Here is a 19,842-nt window from a genome sequence, read left to right as displayed (position 1 = left end):
GCGTCATGCGTCGGTCCTCTCCGGAACCTCGGCGGTCCCCGCTGAGAGCTGCTGTGTGCGTCCGCGCGCCGCCAGCCGTCCGAGCCTGTCCGCCATGGCAGCACGTGCCGTCGCGGTGGCGGCATCGAACGAGGTCAGCTCGGGCACCGAGGTGGCGAAGTAGCCGACCTCATCCGTCGCGGTCCGCAGCGCCGTCGCGCGGGCGTCCAACGCATCCCACGCGGCCGCCGCGCTCGTCCCGTCGGCGAGGTGGAGGTGCGCCATCCCGGTCCAGTACGTCGACTCGTCCGCCGCGCGAGGCGCCACCGCCAGCGGCGACGGTGCGACGGCCGCGCGCCAGGCCTCGGCCGCACCTGTCGCGTTTCCGGTGGCCGCGCGCGCGGCGCCGAGCAGCACCCACCGCTGCACGGGGCGCTCGGCCGGGTGGCGTCCCTCGCCGAGGCTGCTCGGCGGGACGAAGCCGGCCTCGAGGAGCGCCGCGGCCTCCGCCGGCGCCGACTCGCGCAGCAGCCGTTCGGCCAGTGCGCACGACGCCCGGTCGAACGCCGCGATCACGAGACCCTCGCCGCCCTCGAACGGACGGAAGCGGCGGGTCGTGAGCAGGATCCACGCCTCGTCGGTGCGCCCGACGTCGAGGAGCAGGTTCGCGTGGCGCACCGCCAGGTCGTCGCGGGCGTCGAGCAGGACGGCGTGGGTCTCGAGCAGAGAGAGCCGGGTTGCCGCATCCGTCCCCCTCCGCACCGCGAGCACATCGCGCTCGAGAAGCAGCCGCGCGTCCGGGCGCAGTGACAGGGCGTGGGTGAGTGCCGCGTCGGCCGCGGCGTCGTCGCCCTCGACCGCCACGAGGGCGATCGCAAGATTGCGCCACCCCACCGGGTCTGTCGAGCCGCCCTCGGTCGCGGATCGCAGGTGGGCGAGCGCGTCGGCGTGACGGCCGGCGTCGAGCAGCCACATGCCGAGGAGCCCCGCGGCGACGACGTCGTCCGGGTCGGCGGCGACCGCGGCGACGAGCGCGTCGAAGTGGTCGAGGCCGGCCGGGAAGGAGAGCGCCGCCGAGGCGCCGCGCGCCAGGGCGCGCTCGCCGGCCGCATCACCGGCGCGTCCCGATCGTTCGAGCCAGTGCGCGCGCAGGTAGTGGCGGAGCGGACCTGCGAGACCCGCAGAAGGCGTGCGCTCGACGGCGGCCGCGGTGACCGCGAGCGCCTCGTCGACCGCGCCTGCTCGCGCGAACTCGGCACCGACGTCGAGCGCCGTGCGGGCGTCGCGGTCGATCGATTCGCCCGCCAGCGCACCGGTCGCCGGGTCGAGCGGGTCGGCCGCGAGAAGTTCGGCGACGCGGGCGACGGATGCTGCGACCTCACCGCGGCGGACGAGAGCCAGGGCTTCGATCCGCCCCGCCTCGGGGATCGGCGCAGCCGAGCGGGCGAGGTCGAGCGCGACCACCGCCGACCCCGCGCGCAGGGCGATTCGTGCCCGAGCGAGCATCGCTGCCGGCGCGAACGCCGCGCTCCATGCCGCCTTCGCCAGGCAGCGGTCAGCCGCGTGGTCGTCGCCGAGCCGTTCGTGAACGAGGCCGAGCAGGTACGCGGCTTCACCGTCACGCGGGTTGAGATTGTGTCGGGTGAGCCGCGCGGTCGCCGCCCCGAGCAGATCGCGCGCCGCGTCATACTCGCCGCGCGCGAGGTGCCAAGAGCCGAGCGCGGTCGCCGCGCGGGAATCGGCCGGATCACGTCGCAGCGCCTCGTGGAGGTACGGCACCGCCGAGCGGGTGGGGTGGCGGTACTGCAGCAGGTGCACGGCTGTCGCGAACAGATCGTCGTTGGACGCGATGTCTTCGGGAAGTGGCGGCGCGGTTGCGACCCATGGCTCGCCCGCGTTCGCGGCTCGCGCCCGCCAGACGACGAGGGTCTCGCCCGCGTGGAGTACGCGGACCTCGAGACCCGCGGAACCGGCCGTGACCCCCGCGATCGCGGCGAACGGAGCGTCGGGCCCGAGGTCGGCGTCCCAGCGGGCGAGCAGGCCGCCGTCGCGACGGACCTCGATCACGGCCGCCGGCAACGCACGCGTGGCGATCGTCGTGATGCGGGTGCCGTCGCCTTCGGCGCGCACGCCTATGGCAGCATCCGTCGTCGCCTGCCGCACGGCTCCCGTGCCATGGACCGGATACCAGTACTGGCGGAACCGTTTGGTCTCGCCGGGGAGCATCCAGCTGAAGTCGGGCTGATTGTCGGTGTAGACGCCGGCCATGAGCTCGACGTACGGGCCGTCGTCGTCGGTCAGCTGGTCGTCCCATGCGCGCCCGATCGCTCCGTCGCCCCACGTCCACTGCTTCTTGCCGGGGGAGATCGCGCGGTCTGCCCAGTGGACGAACCCGGCATCGGCCGTGTGGTCGTAGCCGCCGAAGAACGAGTCGTCGGTGTCTGTGATCATGTACGACGTCGGCACCGGGATGTTGCTGTACACGTCGATCCGGTCGGCGTCCGGCCGCTCCGCTGCGAGCGCCGGGTAGTCGACGCCGTAGTACGGACGGTCGGCGCGCGGGAACGCGGTGATCGCCCGGCGCGCGTGGTCGGCGACGAACGCGACGTCGTCGGGGAAGAACGACTGGTATCCCTCGTGCGCACGCGCCGCCACGTTGGCCCACCACAGGAACGTCTGCGGGACGTCGGTGCGGTTGTGCAGCGCCGCCTCCAGCTCGATCAGCGACGATCCCGGCCGCAGCCGCACCCCGTGCACTCCGCGCATGCGCTGCAACGGGTCGAGGTCGCTGTGCCACACCACGACGGCGCCGTCGGCCTCCCGCTCGATGCGGGCGTCCACCGGAAGGAAGGTCGCGGGCCGGTGGTGCTGCGGCCAGTTGAACTCGACGCCGCCCGAGATCCATGGACCGGCGAGTCCCACGAGCGCGGGCTTGATGACGTTGTTGCGGTAGAAGAAGTCGTAGCCCGCGACCTTGTCGTAGCCGATGTGGATGCGACCGCCGATCTCGGGCAGCAGCGCGAGGCGCACGTAGGCGTTCTCGAGATGGATGGCCTGCCACTGCCGCGGCGCCTTCTCGTGCGCGACGCTGTCGATCATCGGGAGCGGGTACACCTTGCCGCTGGATCCCTGGTACACGCGGCGATCGAGGAACAGCGGGTACGGATCCGGCTCGCCCGGCTCGTACGTGTCGATCCAGAGGGGCTCACTCCAGCATGCGACTCCGCCCGCCGCGAGGATCGCGGCCTGATCGGCGGGAGCGGCGGGGAGCTCGATGCGGCTCGGAGCCTCGGTGTCGTCGGTCACCGGGCAAAGCTACGTCGGCGCGCGTCCGCCGACCATGGCGGATCGTGGAATCGACCTGGACGATCCGACGATGGTTCGTGGCAGGATTCCGTCATGGAGCGTGCGGAGGGATTCGATCGGGAGCGACTCAGCATCGCTCCACGCCCCCTCGTCGACGCTGCGCTCGCACGACCGGTCACGCGGCGGATGCTGGTGACGGATGCCGGGTACTTCCCTCGTGCGCGACACCATGGGCGGCATCGTCCCCGCGGAGCGGCGGAGACGATCGCGATCGTGTGCGTCGCCGGGGCGGGATGGGTCGAGGCGGAGGGTGTCCGCACGCGTGTGGGGAGCTCGACGGCGGTCGTCATCCCCGGCGGTCTGGCTCACTCCTACGGCGCCGATGCAACCGATCCCTGGACGATCTGGTGGTGCCACGTGCGCGGGGCAGACGTGCTCGAGCTCACCGAGGCGGCCGGCATTCGTCCCGACCGCCTGACACTGTCACTGCGTGAGGTCGATCGCGTCACCGCCCTGCTCGACGAGATCTCGGTGTCACTCGCGCTCCAGCCGACGCCGGCGCGGCTGATCGCGACGTCGGGAATGGCCTGGCGGCTGTTCACCCAGCTCGCCGTCGATCGGGCGCTGCCGAGCGAGGGCGCGCCCGTCGAGCGCGCGATGCGCTATCTCGCTGAGCGTGTCGACGGGCGCGTGCAGGTCGCCGAGCTCGCCGCGATGGTGGGTGTGTCGCCGTCGCACCTCGCCGCGCTGTTCCGCCAGGCCACCGGTGGCGGTGTGCACGCGCACCACCAGGCGCTGAAGATGGCGCGGGCCCGGGCGCTGCTCGACACGACCGATCTCCCGGTCGCCGAGGTCGGGCGCCGGATCGGGCTCGACGACCCGTTCTACTTCTCGCGGCAGTTCCGTCGTTCGCACGGCATGAGTCCGCGTGCCTACCGCGAGCTGCGCAAAGGCTGACGGGCGTCGAGGCCGGGTCGGCAGCAGGGGAGGCGTCGGGTTCAGTCGCGCTTGCCGCGGCCCCGCCACCACTGCCAGATGATGACGGTGAGCGTGCCGAGCGTGATGATCGCGGCTGTCAGCAGGAGCAGCGTCTGCTCGGTCTCGGAGATCACGGGCGCTTCCCTTCGGCGGCATCGGCCACGAGCTTCGCAACGCGCGCGGCGCGGGTCTCGGGGCGCCGCGCCATGTCGACGTTGGAGATGCCCAGCTTGCGGCTCGACGGCGGGAACGCGTCCCAGGCGGCGCGCGCAGCGGGCTCTGCGTCGAGCGCCGCGGCGAGGTCGTCGGGTTCGCGCAGCGCCTCGGCGTTGTCGAGCACCGTCCACGCGCCGTTCGCCTTGGCGACCTCGATCGCCCGATAGCCGGCCTCGGTGATCAGACCGGCCTCTTCGAGCTGGATGAGCCGCGCCTTGTTCGTCGCCGCCCAGCCACTCGTCGCCCGCCGCGGCGCGAACCACAGGCCGCCGCGCTCGTCGTCGAACGATCGCACCGGGCCGTCGATCCACCCGAAGCAGAGAGCCTGCAGAATCGCGTCCTCGTACCCGATCACCTCGAGGTCCGAGCCCGGTCGCGCACGCACGAGCCACGCCCCCTTGGAGGTGCGATGGTTGGCGTCGAGCCACGCGCGCCAGGCCGCGGCATCCGTCACTTCCACCATCTCGCCGTCGTCGAGCGCACCCATGTCGCGACCCTACCGGGAGCCGGTGACGTCGCGCGCGGCGACCTCGCGCACGGTGTCGGCGAGCAGGCGCACGGCCTCGTCGACGAGGGGATCGGCGAGGTCGCCGTAGCCGAGCACGAGGCGTTCGGGTGCCGGTGCGTCGGGTGAGACGCGGTAGCGGCGGATGTCGGTGAGACCGAGGTCGCGGGGCTCCGCTGCGCGCACGACCTCGGCCGCGCGCACCCCGGGTGGCAGGTCGAGCACGGCGTGAAGCCCCGCCGCGATGCCCGACACGCGGCACTCGGGCATCGTGCGTTCCAGCGCCGCGAGCAGCGCCTCGCGCCGGCGCCGGTAGCGGGTGCGAGCGCCGCGCAGGTGCCGGTCGAGACCGCCGGAGGTGAGGAAGCGGGCGAGCGCGAGCTGGTCGAACGTCGACGGAACTGCTGATCCCGCGTTGCGCACGACGTCGCGCAGCCATGACGGCAGCACGAGCCAGCCGAGGGCGAGCGCGGGCGTCGCGGTCTTGCTGAGGCTTCCGGCGAGGACGACGCGGTCGGGCGCCATCGCCTGCAGCGCGCCGATCGGGCGCCGGTCGTAGCGGAACTCGGCGTCGTAGTCGTCCTCGATCACGACCCCGTCGCGGGTGCGCGCCCAGGCGAGGAGTCCCTCACGGCGCTCGGCCGACAGCGGCACCCCCGTGGGGAACTGGTGCGCGGGTGTCACGAGAGCGGCGCGCGCGCCGGTGCGGACGGATGCCTCGACCAGCGCCGCGACGTCGACCCCGTCTCCGTCGACGGGAACGGGCACCGACGTGAGCCCCTCCGCCGCGGCGACCTGGCGCATCCGCTGCCACGACGGATCCTCGACGAGGAGCGCGGTGTGCCCCAGTGTGCGCAGTGCCCGGGCGACGCGGCGCATGCCGTCGGCGGCGCCGTGCGTGACGAGGAGGGCGTCCGCGTCGGCCCGCGCGAAGCGCGACCGCGACAGGTAGGCGGCGAGCGCCGCGCGCGCAGCCGGCACGTCGCCGTCGAGCCGGAAGAGCTCGGCGTCAGGGGCCTCGTTCAGCGCCTCGGTCATCGCGCGCAGCCACAGTGCGCGCGGCGCGTTCCGCAGGTCGGGCACACCCGGGGCGAGATCGTACCGGGGCCGGCGCACCGGCTCGACGGGCTCCGGCGCGGGTCGCGAAGCAGTGGCGGGCACGGTCCCCACGCCCTCGCCACGCGGCGTCGGCGCGTCGCGCGGAGCCTCGGGGCGCGTCGGCCCGGCGGCGACCCGCGTCGCCGAGCCGGCTCGCGCATCGAGGATGCCCTCGGCCGTGAGCCGCCCGTACACCTCCGTGACGACCCATCGCGAGACGCCGAGCGACGACGCGAGCAGGCGACTCGGGGCAAGCGCGGCACCGGAGGCCAGGCGGCCCGTGGACACAGCATCCCTCACCGCCTGCTCCAGCCGCACGTGACGCGGGCCGTCGTACGCGGCGAGGTCGAGCAGCGTCTCCCACGCGACCGAATTGGTCTGGGTTTCTGCCATGGAATCGGATCGTACTCCCAGACCGCCCGCGATCCACGATGGAACCGGGAACCACGAACCACGAAAGGGCACCCCATGCGGTACCGCACCATCTCCAACGGCACGACCTCGTTCGAGGTCTCGACCCTCTGCCTCGGCACCATGTTCTTCGGCACGCGCACCGACGCCGCGACGTCGCTCGAGATCCTCGACCGCTTCGCCGGCGCCGGCGGCACCTTCGTCGACACCGCCAACAACTACAACGCGTGGGTCGGCGGGCACGGGCGCGACAGCGAGGACGTGCTCGGCGCGTGGATCCGCCGCCGCGGCGGCCTCGGCGACGTACGCCTGGCGACCAAGCTCGGCGCTGCGAAGAAGGACCCGGCGCTGCCGCTGCAGAACGTCGAGCCGACGAACTTCCAGGGGCTGTCGGCCGAGGTCGTCGCCCGCGAGGCCCGCCTCAGCCTGCGGCACCTCGGCGTCGATCGCATCGATGTGCTGTACGGGCACGTCGACGACCGCGAGACGCCGATCGCCGAGACCGTCGCCGCGTTCGGGCAGCTGCAGCGCGAGGGGCTCGTCGGCATCTCGGGCATCTCGAACGTCGCGCTGTGGCGGCTGATCGAGGCGCGCGACGAGGCGCTGCGCCAGGGCGTCGACCCGTACGGCGTCGTGCAGCAGGGGTACAGCTACGTCTACCCGAGCCCGGGCTTCGGACGCACGAACGACGTGTCGATCGAGCTCCTGGACTACGTCGCCGCCGCGGGCACAGGCGGCCGGCCGCCGCTCGCCATCACGGCGTACTCACCGCTGCATCAGGGCGCGTTCGCCCGCGACGACAAGCCGATGTGGGCGCCCATGCGGCACGCGTCGAACCGGGAACGCGTGCGCACGCTCCACGACGTCGCCGCCGAGATCGGGGCGACGCCGAACCAGGTTGCGCTGTCGTGGCTGCTGGGCGGGGATGTGCCGGTGATCCCCGTGGTGGGCATCTCGAGTGTCGCCCAGCTCGAAGAGGCGCTCACCGCGTCCGAGCTCGACCTCGACGCGGACGTGCGCGCGCGCCTGGACGCCGCCGACCTCGACGTCCGCGCGTCGGTAGCGGCCTGACGAGGTGCGGCGGGCGCTGCGGAAGCCCGCCGCACTTCAGCGGGCGCAGGCCCGGGGCCGCAGCATCCGTCCCTCGCCGCATGTTCGACAGGTCAACCGGGGCTCGACAGGACGTTCATGCCTGAACTCTCCTGCGGAAGCCCGGTTGACCTGTCGCAGCGGGACGGATGCTGCGGCTGTGAGCGCGGAGGTCGCGTGTGGGATCGGTGCCGGGCCCGAGGCATCCGTGTCCCCCTCCTTCAACAGGTCAACCGGGCCTTTGCAGGAGGAATGCGCCGCGTTTCTCCGGTGGAACGCCGGTTGACCTGTCGCAGCGGGACGCGAGGGCGGAGAAGGGCGACGGATGCTGCGGGCGTGGCGCCATGCGGGAGCTCGTGGCTACAGCAGCTCGGGGTCCTCCGACTCGACGGGCTCGTGGTCGAGGAGGTCGGCGACCGAGTCCAGCACCTCGTCGGGGCGGAACGGGTAACGGGCGATCTCTGCGGCGTCGCTGATGCCTGTCAGCACGAGCACGGTGTGCAGGCCTGCCTCGATGCCGGCGACGACGTCGGTGTCCATGCGGTCGCCGATCATGCCGGTGTTCTCGGAGTGCGCGCCGATGCGGTTCAGAGCCGAGCGGAACATCATCGGGTTCGGCTTGCCGACGACGTACGGCTCCATGCCCGTCGCCTTGGTGATGAGCGCCGAGATCGCACCCGTCGCCGGCAGCACGCCCTCGGTCGAAGGGCCGGTGGCGTCGGGGTTGGTCGCGATGAAGCGGGCGCCGGCGTTGATGAAGCGGATCGCCTTCGTGATCGCCTCGAACGAGTAGTTGCGGGTCTCGCCGACGACGACGTAGTCGGGATCGGTCTCGGTCATGATGAAGCCGGCCTCGTGAAGGGCCGTCGTCAGGCCCGCCTCGCCGATGACGAACGCCGAGCCGCCGGGCATCTGCGACCTGAGGAAATCGGCGGTGGCGAGGGCCGAGGTCCAGATCGACTCCTCCGGCACGATGAGGCCTGAGGCCCGCAGCCGGGCCGAGAGATCTCGCGGCGTGAAGATCGAGTTGTTGGTGAGCACCAGGAACGGCACACCCTGATCGGTCCACTGCTGCAGCAGATCAGATGACCCGGGAATGGGGGTGTTCTCGTGGACCAGCACGCCGTCCATGTCGGTGAGCCAGCATTCGATGTCGGACCGCGTGCGCATGCGTCAAGACTAGGTGGCGGGCAGGCGTAGGGTCGTTCCCGTGACGTGGGACCCCCGGACCCTCCCAGACCTCTCCGGACGCGTGTATCTCGTGACCGGATCCAACGCCGGCCTCGGCTACTTCGCCTCCGAGCAGCTCGTGCGCGCAGGCGCTCACGTGCTGATGTCGGCGCGCCATCCGAACCGGCTCTCGGCCGCGCGCGCGGCGATCCGTCGCCGGCTGCCGGAGGCCGCGCCCGATGCGACCGAGCCGCTCATCCTCGACACCTCGAACCTCGCATCGGTGCGCTCCGCCGCCGCGAGCGTGCGGGGCAAGGGCGCCCTCGACGGCGTGCTGCTCAACGCCGGGATCGTCCACGCGCCGAAGTCCCGCGAGACCACGATCGACGGGCACGAGGTCGTGTTCGCGACCAACGCCCTCGGCCACTATGCGCTGGCCGGAGAGCTCCTGCCGGCCCTCGCCGAGGCTTCCGGGCGCATGGTGTGGGTGGGCAGCATGTCGACCTCCCTCACACCGTACGACCCCGTCGACCCGCAGCTCGTCGACGGATACTCGGCCTGGCGCGCATACGTGCAGTCCAAGGTCGCGACGACGGCGCTCGGCTTCGAGGCCGACCGGCGCCTCCGCGCGGCCGGCATCCCGGTCGCGAGCGTCGTCGCCCACCCGGGCTACTCGACGGGCGGCCGCACGGCCGGGATCGTGGGCGTCAACGAGCCGTCGCGCGCCAAGCGCTTCCGCGACAACCTGCAGGCGGCGATGGCGCAGTCGAAGGAGCACGGCGCCTGGCCGCTCGTGCGGGCGCTCACGGATCCCGACGTCGAGGGCGGCGAGTTCTGGGGCCCGCGCACCGGCTCGCGCGGCGAGCCCCGCAAGCAGACCGCCTCGAAGATCACTCGCGACCCGGTCGTGGCCGCGCGCCTCTGGGACGTCGCCGAGACCGCGACGGGCGTGCGCTGGCCGTTCGAGGTAGCGGCGCGCCGCTGACCCGTCGCGCACAGCATCGGAGGTTCTGGGCGGCACGCCGGCGCGCAGCATCCCGTCCCCGGCGTGTCGTCGTGAATCTCCGATTCTGTGTCGGGACACGCATGCCGCGACCCGGCTGCGGCTCGGGTCAGATGCTGAGCCAGACGGCGTCGGCCGCGGCGTCGGGAAGCGACACCGACGCGGTCCCGATGCGGAGGGCCGCAGCATCCGTCACCGTCACGGTCGTGCCGACGGCCACGCCGGCCGACTCGACGGCCCTGAGCAGTTCCGGGTCGCGGTCGCTCACGCGCAGCACCCGCCCGACGTGCCCCGCGGGCGCCTGGGCGAGCAGCACGAAGGGTTCGCGGTGGACGTGGCCCGCAGCATCCGGGATCGCGTCGCCGTGCGGGTCGAAGCGCGGCCTGCCGAGCCGCTCGTCGATGCCCTCCAGCAGCCGGTCGCTGATCGCGTGCTCGAGCACCTCGGCCTCGTCGTGCACCTCGTCCCACGCGTACCCGAACTCGCTCACGAGCCACGTCTCGATCAGGCGGTGGCGGCGGATGATCGCCGCCGCGCGACGCTCTCCCTCCTCGGAGAGCGCGATCGGCCCGTACGGGCGATGAGTGACGAGACCCTGGGCGGCGAGCTTCTGCACCATCTCCGTGACGCTCGACGGCGCGAGGCCGAGCTCGGCGGCCAGCTGCGACGGCGTGATGCGGTCGTCCTGCCACTCGGTGTGGTGGTAGATCGTCTTCAGGTAGTCGTCGATCGCAGGGGAGGCCACCGTTTCAGGGTACCGGGCGGCCTTTCACGCCCCTGTCAGCACCAGGTACAGCAGCACGCCGTTGAGGGCGATGAGGAACACGGATGCCGCGATCCCCGCGATCGTCGTCCACACGCGGTTGCGGTACCCGCCCAGCACCTCGCGGTTCGCGGTGAGGGCGACCAGGGGGATGAGCGCGAACGGGATGCCGAACGACAGCACGACCTGGCTGAGCACGAGCGCGACCGTCGGGTCGAAGCCGACCGCGAGGATCACCAGCGCCGGGATCAGCGTGACGAGCCGGCGGGCGATCAGCGGCACGCGGATGTGCAGCAGGCCGTGCATGATCTCGGCGCCGGCGTACGCGCCGACCGAGGTGCTGGCGAGACCGCTCGCGAGGAGGCCGACGGCGAACAGGGTCGCCACCAGGGGGCCGAGCCCTGCGTACAGGGCGGCGTAGGCGCCCTCGAGGGAGTCGGTGCCGGGCACGCCCGCCAGATTCGCCGCCGCGAGCAGCAGGATGCACAGGTTCACGGTGCCCGCGATCAGCATCGCGATGGTGACATCCCATTTGGTCGCGCGCAGGAGGCGACGGGTGGGGATGCCGCGCAGCTCGGCCAGCGTCGGGTCTGCCGGGGCCCCGATCGGGGCCCCGGCAGCGCGGGAGCCGCGCGGCATCAGTCGGTCGCCGCCGAGCGCCGCGCCGGCCGTCGCCGGCGCCGGCGCGAAGCGGTCGCGCGCCAGGGCGCTGTGCGCGTAGATGGCGTGCGGCATGATCGTGGCGCCGAGGATCGAGGCCGCCAGCAGCACCGAGTCGGTGCCCTCGAAGCGCGGCACCAGGCTCGCCACCACGCTCGGGCCGTCGGGCGGGGCGACGAACACGCCGAACGAGAACCCGATCGCGATGATGGCGAGCAGGCCGATCACGACGAACTCGAACGTGCGCGGACCTCGCCGCGACTGGATGAGCAGGAGCGCGATCGACACCGCGCCGGTGATCGCGCCGCCCCAGAGCAGCGGGATGCCGAAGAGGAGGTTGAGCGCGACGGCGCCGCCGATCACCTCCGCGATGTCGGTCGCCATCGCGACGAGCTCGGCCTGCAGCCAGTAGGCACGGCGCCCCCAGCGGTTGCCGATGCGGTGGCCGAGGGTCTCGGGGAGACTGCGGCCGGTGACGATGCCGAGCTTGGCCGACAGGTACTGGATGAGCCAGGCCATCACGTTGCCGAGCACGACGACCCAGACCAGCAGGTACCCGTACCGGGCGCCGGCCGTCATGTTGCTCGCGACATTGCCGGGGTCGAGGTACGCGACCCCCGCCACGAGCGCCGGGCCGATCAGCCACGCGAGGCGCGGCATCGACAGGCGCCGGCTCAGGATCGGCGTCGACGTGCTGACATCCTCGGCAGTTTTCGGCATACCGAAAACGTACCCTTTTTTCGGCGAACCGAAAAGCCGCCAACGCGCCCACGTCGGCGATGACATGTCAACCCCCGCGCAGGCGATGACGATCGGGGATAAGCCTGATTCGAATCGTGGGGAGAGCAGGTGATGGAGATGGCCTCGAAGCTGGTCGCAGCGATCCATGAGCTGCTGCGGGGCATGCGCCCGCGCAGGACGCCACGGCCGGCCCGTCGGACGTGGCGCGCGTCGCTCGCCGAGACACGGCGCGGCCGGTGGCACGAGACGCCGAACCCCTGACGCCCGATCCGCGGATCCGGAATTCGGACATTCGCCGCGTTTCCGGTTCGCAGCCGCCGTCGAGTCCGGAGAGCGGCCGGACGTCCGAAATCCGGATCGACGCTGTGCGCGCCGCGGGCGGATAGCCTGGGCCGGTGAATCCGCCCGACCCGAGCGCCACCGAGCCCGCCGAGCCCGCCGAGCCGACGCTGCCGGTCGGCGTCGGGCCGTGGCCGGGTGGTCCAGGCGCGTGGCCCGACGATCCGCGCTACGACCGCGAGCTGCTCGCGAACGGCGACGCCCGCAACGTCGTCGACCCCTACCGGTACTGGACGATGGACGCCATCGTCGCCGACCTCGACACCCGCCGCCACGCGTTCCATGTCGCGATCGAGAACTGGCAGCACGACATTAACATCGGCTCGATCGTGCGCAGCGCCAACGCGTTCCTCGCCTCCGAGGTGCACATCATCGGCAAGCGCCGCTGGAACCGCCGCGGCGCCATGGTGACCGACCGCTACCAGCACGTGCGCCATCACGAGACCGTCGAAGCCTTCACCGCGTGGGCGGATGCCGCGTCCCTGCCCGTGATCGCGATCGACAACGTCGAGGGGTCGCTGCCGCTGCCGGCCGCCGACCTGCCCGAGGCGTGCGTGCTGCTGTTCGGCCAGGAAGGACCCGGGCTGTCGCCCGAGGCGCTGGCGGCTGCATCCGGAACCGTCCAGATCGAGCAGTACGGCTCGACCCGCTCGATCAACGCGAGCGCCGCCGCGGCGGTCGTGATGTACGAGTGGTGCCGCCGCTGGGCGTGAGCCCCGAGGTCAGGCGGGAGCCGTCGTCAGTCCGGGCGCGGGCTGAGACGCGCTCGTCGCGACGCGCCGACGCGGCGTGAACGCGAAGCGGGTGAGGTCCGCCACGACGCCCGCTGCCCGCGAACGCGATGGCATGAAGCGCAGGAAGAACCCGAGCCGCAGGATCCACGCGACCGTCCCGGTGAACGGCACCCCATACAGCTCCGAGACGCCGCGACCGAAGCCGAACGAGGCCGCGCGCCCGAGCCCGCGGTAGGCGAAGCGCCCCGCCGGCCGTCCGCGCAGCCGCCGTGCGATCGCGCGGCCGATGTGGTCGCCGCCCTTCATCGCCCACAGAGCGTTGGCGGGCACGGGCTCGCCCGTGACGGGATGCGCGACCCGCGCGCCGTCGCCGGCCGCCCACACGCCGTACCGGACCGCGAGCGTCGGCTGCGTGCGCAGGCGACCGCGTTCGTCGCGCCAGGGGTCGAGCCCGGGGATGCGCACGGGACGCTGGCCGGTCGTGGCGACGACCGTCGCCGTCGCGAGCGACGAGCCGTCGGAGAACCGCGCCGCGGTCGCCGTGACCTCGGTGAGCCGAACGCCCGTCACCACCCGCACCCCGAGTCGTTCGAGTTCCTGCGCGGCGCGTGCCGCCAGTCGTGGCTGATCCGACCATTCGCCGACGAGGCGATCGCCGGAGTGCACGAGGGTGACGGGATGTCCGCGGTCGGCGATGGCCGCCGCCAGCTCGACGCCCGCGATCCCGCCGCCGGCGACGACGACCGGCGATGCGGGGACACCCGCGAGGTGGTCCGCGAGTTCGGCGATCTCGTCCGGGCCGCGCAGGGCGTAGCCGTGCTCGGCGAGCCCGGGTACCTCGGCGACCGGCTCTCTCGCTCCGGTGCCGACGACGAGGTGGTCGTAGACCACGGTCTCGACGTCAGCGTCGTCGGGGCGTCGGTACGACACCGACCGGCGCGCGGCGTCGATGTGCACCGCGCGGCCCTCGATGATGTGCGCGAGCGGCATCGCCTCGGCCAGAGGCGTGGCCACGCGGTCGCGGCCGATCATCCCTGCCAGCAGTTCGCCGGTGAAGCCGTGGAAGCGGTGCGCGGTGTCGGCCGAGATGACCACGATCTCGAGGTCGCCTCGCCGCAGTCGCCGCCCGGCACGGCGCGCGAGGGTCGCGTAGGCGTGGAGGGTGACGTAGCCCCCGCCCAGCAGCACCACGCGGGTCATGCGATCACCGTCGCGCGCCGCTCGAGCACGACCGGTGCGCCGAAGCTCGTCGGCGCGGCTGCGTGGAAGCCCAGGTGTGCGAGTTCGACGGCCAGATCGCGGATGTGGTCGATCTGGTCGAGCGTGGGGTTGCCGATCGAGAAGTGGCCGCGGTGGCCGGTGAGAGCGAGGATCGCCGTCTCGGCGAAGCAGGCGTACGAGCGGCCGTCGGGCAGGCCGATCTCACCACCAGAGAGCCGGAGGCTGGGGATCGAGACGATCCCGCCGTCGACGACGAGCACGTCGGGCCGCGCGGTGGCGAGGGCGGGCGAGGTGTTGCGGGGCTGGGTCGCGTCGAGCACGACCGCCCCGGGTGCGAGGTGGTCCGGTCCGAGAATCGTGTCGGCCGACGCGGTGAGCAACACGACCAGGTCGGCGTCGCGCACCGCATCGATCGAGAGCGCGACCGTCACGTCGACGTCGCCGGCGACCGACGCCGCGAGCGCCTCCAGGCGCGGTGCGGTGCGGGCGATCAGCGTCAGGCGTGCCTCCGCGGGGTCGCGGGCGAGCAGCTTCGTGACCGCGGTGCCCACGCTGCCGCTGGCGCCCACGATCGCGATGTGCGCACGTGTGGCGCGCGCCGAGACGTGGGGGAGCAGCATCCGGATCTGGTCCTCGACGATCGCCGCCGTGAACGCGTTGCCGTTCGTCACCCCGATGTCGGAGCGTCCGCGCAGGGTGGCTCCGCCGGCCGTCACCGTCGCCGTGAGTGCGCCGAGCCCCACGACGTCCGCGCCGAGTGCGGCGGCACGGTCGACCGCGCGGCTCACGCGCCGCCGGCCGCCCTCGATGTCGGACAGCAGGTGGCGTGCGCCGAAGGGCACCAGAACGATGTGGCCGACGCGCTCACCGCCGATCTGCACGCCGGCCATCGTGACCGGCGGCAGCGGCAGACGCCGCAGTGCGGCGTCGTAGACGGACTCGGGCACCAGCCCCAGCGGCCGCCACGCGCGCGCGAGGTCTTCGCGCAGGCGCGCACGGGGGTGGACGGTGAATCCGAATGTTCCGGTGCCGGACACGGGAGGCTCCTTCCGGCGGCCGCGGATGGACGCCATGTGACTCAGGAGCGGCCGGCGGCGGGCGTGATACCTCGGTGCGCGGAACCCGTCGTCACGCCTCGACGGACAGCCAGGCCGAGCCGCGCACGCGCCAGCCGAGGGTGGCGAGCCGGGCGAGCATGTAGACGCCGAAGAACGCGACGGCGAGCCACGCGAGCCCGGCCGCCCCGACGGGATGCAGCCACGCGACCAGCGCGAGCGCGGGGACGAAGGGCACGAGGTTCAGCACCCCGACGATCGCGAGGTACTTCGCGTCGCCGGCGCCGATGAGCACGCCGTCGAGCACGAACACCACGCCGCACACCGGCTGTGCGATCGCGAGCACGATGAGCGCGGGCTGGACGAGGGTGGCGATGCCAGCGTCGCCGGTGAAGGCCAGCCCGATGACGCCCGAGAGCGCCCCGATGATCGCGCCGGTGATGACGCCGAACCAGGCGCCCCACGCGACGGTGCGGCCGAGCACGCGGCGTACGAGAGGCGTGTCCTCGGCACCGAGGCCCTTGCCGATGAGCGCCTGCGCGGCGATCGCGAGCGCATCGAGCGCGAAGGCGGCCGTCGAGAAGATCGTGAAGGCGACCTGCCAGCCGGCGAGCTCCACCGTGCCGAGCCCGGTCGCGACGGCCACCGTCGCCAGCAGCGCGAACCGCAGCGACACTGTGCGCAGGAACAGCCAGCCCCCGGATCGCGCCGAGCCCCGCACGCCCTCGCGCTGGGGGCGGATGGATGCCTCGTGCCTCCGCGCGAGCCGTCCGACGACGACCGCGTACGCGGCGACCATGCCCCACTGCGCGACGACGGTGCCGATCGCGGAACCCGCGATGCCCCACCCGAAGCCGTAGATGAAGAGCCCGTTGAGCAGGGCGTTGGCGGCGAAGCCGAGTCCGGCGATCCACAGCGGCGTCACGGTGTCCTGCATTCCGCGCAGGAGGCCGGTCGCGGCGAAGACCACGAGCATCGCGGGAAGGCCCCACATCGAGATGCCGAGGTAGATCTCGGCCTGCTGGGCGACCTCCGGCGTCGCGCCGAACAGGCCGACGAGCAGTGGTGTCGCGACGTAGCCGACGAGCGCGAGCACCGCCCCGAGGCCGAGCGCGAGCCAGATGCCGTCGATGCCGACCGACACCGCACGAGACGGGTCGCCCGCGCCGAACCGGCGCGCGACGGCGGGCGTCGTCGAGTAGGCCAGGAACACCATGAGCCCGACGATCGTCTGCAGCACGGCCGACGCGATGCCGAGCCCGGCGAGCGGCTCGACGCCGAGATGGCCGACGAGCGCCGAGTCGACGATGAGGAACAGCGGCTCGGCGATCAGGGCGCCGAGCGCCGGCACCGCGAGCCGCAGGATGTCGCGGTTCAGGGTGTCGGTCGTCACCCTGCGAGCCTATGAGGCGCCGCCGACGCCGGGGCGCAGCATCCGTCAATCCTCAATTGAGGACGAGAGCCGGGATGCGGGCCGATCCTCGCCGTTGCATCCGCAACTCGGCAACAGCCCTCAACTGAGGAGCGAGCAGGCTTCATCACAATGTCGTCACGAGCGGCGATCCGGCCGCTCCCGAGAGTTGTCCAGGCTTCGGGCGACTACCCTGGAACGCATGACCGATGCCCCCCGCTCCGGTCTCGCGCTCGAGGAACTCAGCGCCGAGATCCGCCCCCAGGACGATCTGTTCCGCCACGTCAACGGCAGCTGGCTCGAGCGGACCGAGATCCCGGAGGACAAGGCGCGGTGGGGCTCGTTCCACCTCATCGCGGAGCAGGCCGAGAAGGACGTGCACGCGATCGTCGAGGAGTCGCAGCAGGCCGAGCCCGGCACCGAGGCGCGCAAGATCGGCGACCTCTACACGAGCTTCATGGACACCGAGCGCATCGAGGCGAAGGGCGCGACCCCTCTCGCCGAGTCGCTGGAGCGGGTCGAGGCGGTCGCCGACATCCCCGGGTTCCTCCGCACGATCGGCGAGTTCGAGCGCGACGGCATCGCCGCCCTCATCCACCTCTACTTCGAGCCCGACCCGGGCAATCCCGAGCGCTACGTGCCGTTCTTCATCCAGGGCGGCCTGTCGCTGCCGGATGAGAGCTACTACCGCCTCGACAACTTCCAGGAGACGCGCATCGCGTTCCGCACCCACGTGCAGCGCATCCTCGAGCTCGCGGGCGTGGCCGATGCCGAGGCATCCGCAGATCGCATCGTCGCGATAGAGACGGAGCTCGCCACCCACCACTGGGACAACGTCTCGAGCCGCGACGCGGTGAAGACCTACAACCTCAAGACGTGGGACGAGGTCCAGGAGCTCGTCGGCGTCGATCTGACCCCGTGGCGCGAGGGCGCGGCCCCCGGCCATGCCGACGCGTTCGCCGAGATCAACGTCTACCAGCCGAGCTTCTTCGAGGGCCTCGGCGTCCTGCTCGTGGAGGACCGCCTCGAGGACTGGAAGGCGTGGCTGCGGTTCGCGGTCGTGCACTCGGCCGCCCCGTTCCTGTCGGAGGAGTTCGTCGCCGAGAACTTCGGGTTCTACGGCACGCAGCTCACCGGCGTCCCGGTGAACCGCGAGCGCTGGAAGCGCGGCGTCAGCCTCAGCGAGGCCGCCATGGGCGAGGCCATCGGCCGCGTCTACGTCGAGCGTCACTTCCCGCCCGCCGCCAAGGAGGCGATGGACGAGCTGGTCGCCAACCTCATCGAGGCCTACCGGCAGTCGATCGCGGAGCTCGAGTGGATGAGCCCCGAGACCCGGGAGCGGGCGCTCGCGAAGCTCGACGCGTTCACCCCGAAGATCGGGTACCCGGTGAAGTGGAAGGACTACTCCACCCTCGAGATCGCGAGCGATGACCTCATCGGCAACGTCCGCCGTGCCCACGTGTGGGAGCACGACCGCCAGCTCGCCAAGGTCGGCCAGCCCATCGACCGCGACGAGTGGTTCATGACGCCGCAGACCGTCAACGCGTACTACAACCCGCTGATGAACGAGATCGTGTTCCCGGCGGCGATCCTGCAGTACCCGTTCTTCGACGTCGAGCGCGACGCAGCCGCCAACTACGGCGGCATCGGCGCGGTCATCGGCCACGAGATCGGCCACGGCTTCGACGACCAGGGCAGCCGCTTCGACGGCGACGGGTCGCTGCGCGACTGGTGGACCGACGACGACCGCGCCGCGTTCGAGGAGCGCACCAAGAACCTCATCGCCCAGTACGACGCCCTCGTGCCGCGGGGGCTCGCCGACGAGCACCACGTCAACGGCGCGCTCACCATCGGCGAGAACATCGGCGACCTGGGCGGACTCGGCATCGCGATCAAGGCCTACGCCCTGTCGCTGGGCGATGCCGAAGCCCCGGAGCTCGACGGCTTCACGGGTATCCAGCGACTGCTGCTGAGCTGGGGACAGGTCTGGCAGCAGAAGGGACGGGATGCTGAGACCATCCGTCTGCTCACGATCGACCCGCACTCGCCCAACGAGTTCCGGTGCAACCAGATCGTGCGCAACATCGACGCGTTCTACGATGCGTTCGGTGTGACCGAGTCGGATGCTCTCTGGCTCGACGAAGATCAGCGCGTCACCATCTGGTGACGGCCGGGCCGCGTGCGGCCCGATCGCCCCGCAACAACGTCAAGGGGAGGGAAACTCCGTGGGCATGGAGCCCAGAAAGGATGCCGAGTCGCTGCGGGGGGCGCGACGGAGCACCGGTCGGCGGCTGCCGAAGAGGGCAGCGGCCGGTCGTCGATCGTTCACGTCGACGCTGAAGGCGCTCGACGATCTCGCCGCATCCGGGGCCAAGATCTCGGTGCGCATCACCGACCTCGACCGCGGCACGTCCGTCCTGTCGGGCGACGACTTCGTGACCCTGCCCGTCGCCGGGCTCGGCGTCGTGCCGCTGCTCATCGAGGTCGCGGCCGCGTTCGAGTCGGGGCGCCTCGAGCCGCTCGAGATCATCGACCGCGCGCACATCGAGCCTGTCGGGGTCGGGGGTGTGTGGCAGCATCTCAAGGCGCCCGCCCTTCCTCTCATCGACCTCGCGGTGCTCACCGCATCGACGGGCGACGCGCTTGCGGCGAATGCGCTGCTGAAGCGGGTCGGCCTGCCGGCGGTGCGCGCTCGCATCGAGGATCTCGGGCTCGCCCGATCGGCACTGCTCGACCGCTTCCGCGACGAGCGCGGCCCCGACGACGCACCGCACTTCGCTCTCGGCTCCGCGCGCGAGCTCGCCGAGGTGTTCGCGGCGCTGGTGAACTCGCAGGTCGTCTCGCCGAGCGTGAGCGCCCAGGTGGCGGAGTGGCTGAGCCTCAACCACGACCTGTCGCTCGTCGCATCCGCCACCGGACTCGACCCGTTCTCGCACGAGAACGACGAGCACGGGCTGCTCTTCATCAACAAGACCGGCCGGGATGCCGGCATCCGTGTCGAAGCGGGTGTGCTGGCGGGCCCGCGCGCCGGCGTGTCGTACGCGCTCATCGTGTGCTTCGACGACCTGTCGATCTCGCACCGCCTGCGCGCGCACGAGGCGTTCCGCATCCTCGGCACCGACCTCATGGAGTACGTGTTCTAGACCGGCGTGTCTCGCCGTCG

15 protein-coding genes are annotated in these 19,842 nt (G+C 72.2%); 6 read left to right on the top strand and 9 right to left on the bottom strand.

The window, feature by feature from the left end:
* Positions 1-3: 3 nt before the first annotated feature.
* Complete coding sequence (locus tag RS82_RS10815) at positions 4-3,285, bottom strand: DUF5107 domain-containing protein (protein ID WP_045299287.1); 3,282 nt, start codon at positions 3,283-3,285, stop codon at positions 4-6.
* A 93-nt stretch (positions 3,286-3,378) separates the two neighbouring features.
* On the opposite strand from RS82_RS10815, the gene RS82_RS10810 reads away from it, so the two are divergent.
* A complete protein-coding gene (locus RS82_RS10810; RefSeq protein WP_045299285.1) occupies positions 3,379-4,242 on the top strand; it encodes a helix-turn-helix domain-containing protein in 864 nt (287 codons plus the stop codon).
* A gap of 151 nt (positions 4,243-4,393) precedes the next feature.
* Here RS82_RS10810 and RS82_RS10805 read toward each other — a convergent pair whose 3' ends face one another.
* Both RS82_RS10805 and pdxR read right to left on the bottom strand, forming a co-directional pair.
* Entirely contained in the window at positions 4,394-4,966 is a 573-nt protein-coding gene (locus RS82_RS10805) for a YdeI/OmpD-associated family protein (RefSeq protein WP_045299283.1), read from the bottom strand.
* Between the two features lie 9 nt (positions 4,967-4,975).
* Positions 4,976-6,475: a MocR-like pyridoxine biosynthesis transcription factor PdxR gene (pdxR, locus tag RS82_RS10800; protein WP_045299281.1), complete on the bottom strand. Its 1,500-nt coding sequence runs from the start codon at positions 6,473-6,475 to the stop codon at positions 4,976-4,978.
* Positions 6,476-6,550: 75 nt separating this feature from the next.
* Here pdxR and RS82_RS10795 point away from each other — a divergent pair, with 75 nt between their 5' ends.
* Positions 6,551-7,564, top strand: coding sequence for an aldo/keto reductase (locus tag RS82_RS10795; RefSeq protein WP_045299279.1), 1,014 nt, complete (start codon positions 6,551-6,553; stop codon positions 7,562-7,564).
* Positions 7,565-7,942: 378 nt separating this feature from the next.
* On the opposite strand, the gene RS82_RS10790 is transcribed toward RS82_RS10795, so the two are convergent.
* The gene (locus RS82_RS10790) at positions 7,943-8,752 is read right to left on the bottom strand and encodes an HAD-IIA family hydrolase (protein WP_045299277.1); all 810 of its coding nucleotides are present in this window, start codon (positions 8,750-8,752) and stop codon (positions 7,943-7,945) included.
* Between the two features lie 40 nt (positions 8,753-8,792).
* On the opposite strand from RS82_RS10790, the gene RS82_RS10785 reads away from it, so the two are divergent.
* Complete coding sequence (locus RS82_RS10785; RefSeq protein ID WP_045299275.1) at positions 8,793-9,737, top strand: SDR family NAD(P)-dependent oxidoreductase; 945 nt, start codon at positions 8,793-8,795, stop codon at positions 9,735-9,737.
* A 127-nt stretch (positions 9,738-9,864) separates the two neighbouring features.
* Here the strand turns inward: RS82_RS10785 and RS82_RS10780 are convergent, their stop codons facing one another.
* Positions 9,865-10,500, bottom strand: coding sequence for a metal-dependent transcriptional regulator (locus RS82_RS10780; protein ID WP_045299273.1), 636 nt, complete (start codon positions 10,498-10,500; stop codon positions 9,865-9,867).
* A gap of 24 nt (positions 10,501-10,524) precedes the next feature.
* Entirely contained in the window at positions 10,525-11,838 is a 1,314-nt protein-coding gene (locus RS82_RS10775) for an Nramp family divalent metal transporter (RefSeq protein WP_045299594.1), read from the bottom strand.
* 476 nt (positions 11,839-12,314) lie between these two features.
* On the opposite strand from RS82_RS10775, the gene RS82_RS10770 reads away from it, so the two are divergent.
* A complete protein-coding gene (locus tag RS82_RS10770) occupies positions 12,315-12,971 on the top strand; it encodes a TrmH family RNA methyltransferase (RefSeq protein WP_045299271.1) in 657 nt (218 codons plus the stop codon).
* A gap of 9 nt (positions 12,972-12,980) precedes the next feature.
* On the opposite strand, the gene RS82_RS10765 is transcribed toward RS82_RS10770, so the two are convergent.
* From RS82_RS10765 to RS82_RS10755, 3 genes are all read right to left on the bottom strand, one after another.
* Positions 12,981-14,192 carry an NAD(P)/FAD-dependent oxidoreductase gene (locus RS82_RS10765; protein ID WP_045299269.1) on the bottom strand — a complete coding sequence of 404 codons (1,212 nt, stop codon included), beginning with the start codon at positions 14,190-14,192 and terminating at the stop codon, positions 12,981-12,983.
* A complete protein-coding gene (locus tag RS82_RS10760) occupies positions 14,189-15,250 on the bottom strand; it encodes a semialdehyde dehydrogenase (RefSeq protein WP_245619582.1) in 1,062 nt (353 codons plus the stop codon). The genes RS82_RS10765 and RS82_RS10760 overlap by 4 nt, the downstream gene beginning before the upstream one ends.
* Positions 15,251-15,341: 91 nt before the next feature.
* Entirely contained in the window at positions 15,342-16,661 is a 1,320-nt protein-coding gene (locus RS82_RS10755) for an MATE family efflux transporter (protein ID WP_045299266.1), read from the bottom strand.
* 220 nt (positions 16,662-16,881) lie between these two features.
* Here RS82_RS10755 and RS82_RS10750 point away from each other — a divergent pair, with 220 nt between their 5' ends.
* Positions 16,882-18,846, top strand: a complete 1,965-nt coding sequence (locus RS82_RS10750) for a M13 family metallopeptidase (protein ID WP_045299265.1) — start codon at positions 16,882-16,884, stop codon at positions 18,844-18,846.
* Positions 18,847-18,910: 64 nt separating this feature from the next.
* A complete protein-coding gene (locus RS82_RS10745; protein WP_045299264.1) occupies positions 18,911-19,822 on the top strand; it encodes a serine hydrolase in 912 nt (303 codons plus the stop codon).
* Positions 19,823-19,842 lie beyond the last annotated feature (20 nt).

The sequence above is a fragment of the Microbacterium trichothecenolyticum genome, assembly GCF_000956465.1.
Lineage (GTDB): Bacteria > Actinomycetota > Actinomycetes > Actinomycetales > Microbacteriaceae > Microbacterium > Microbacterium trichothecenolyticum.
This window is presented reverse-complemented; position numbering and strand designations above follow the sequence as displayed.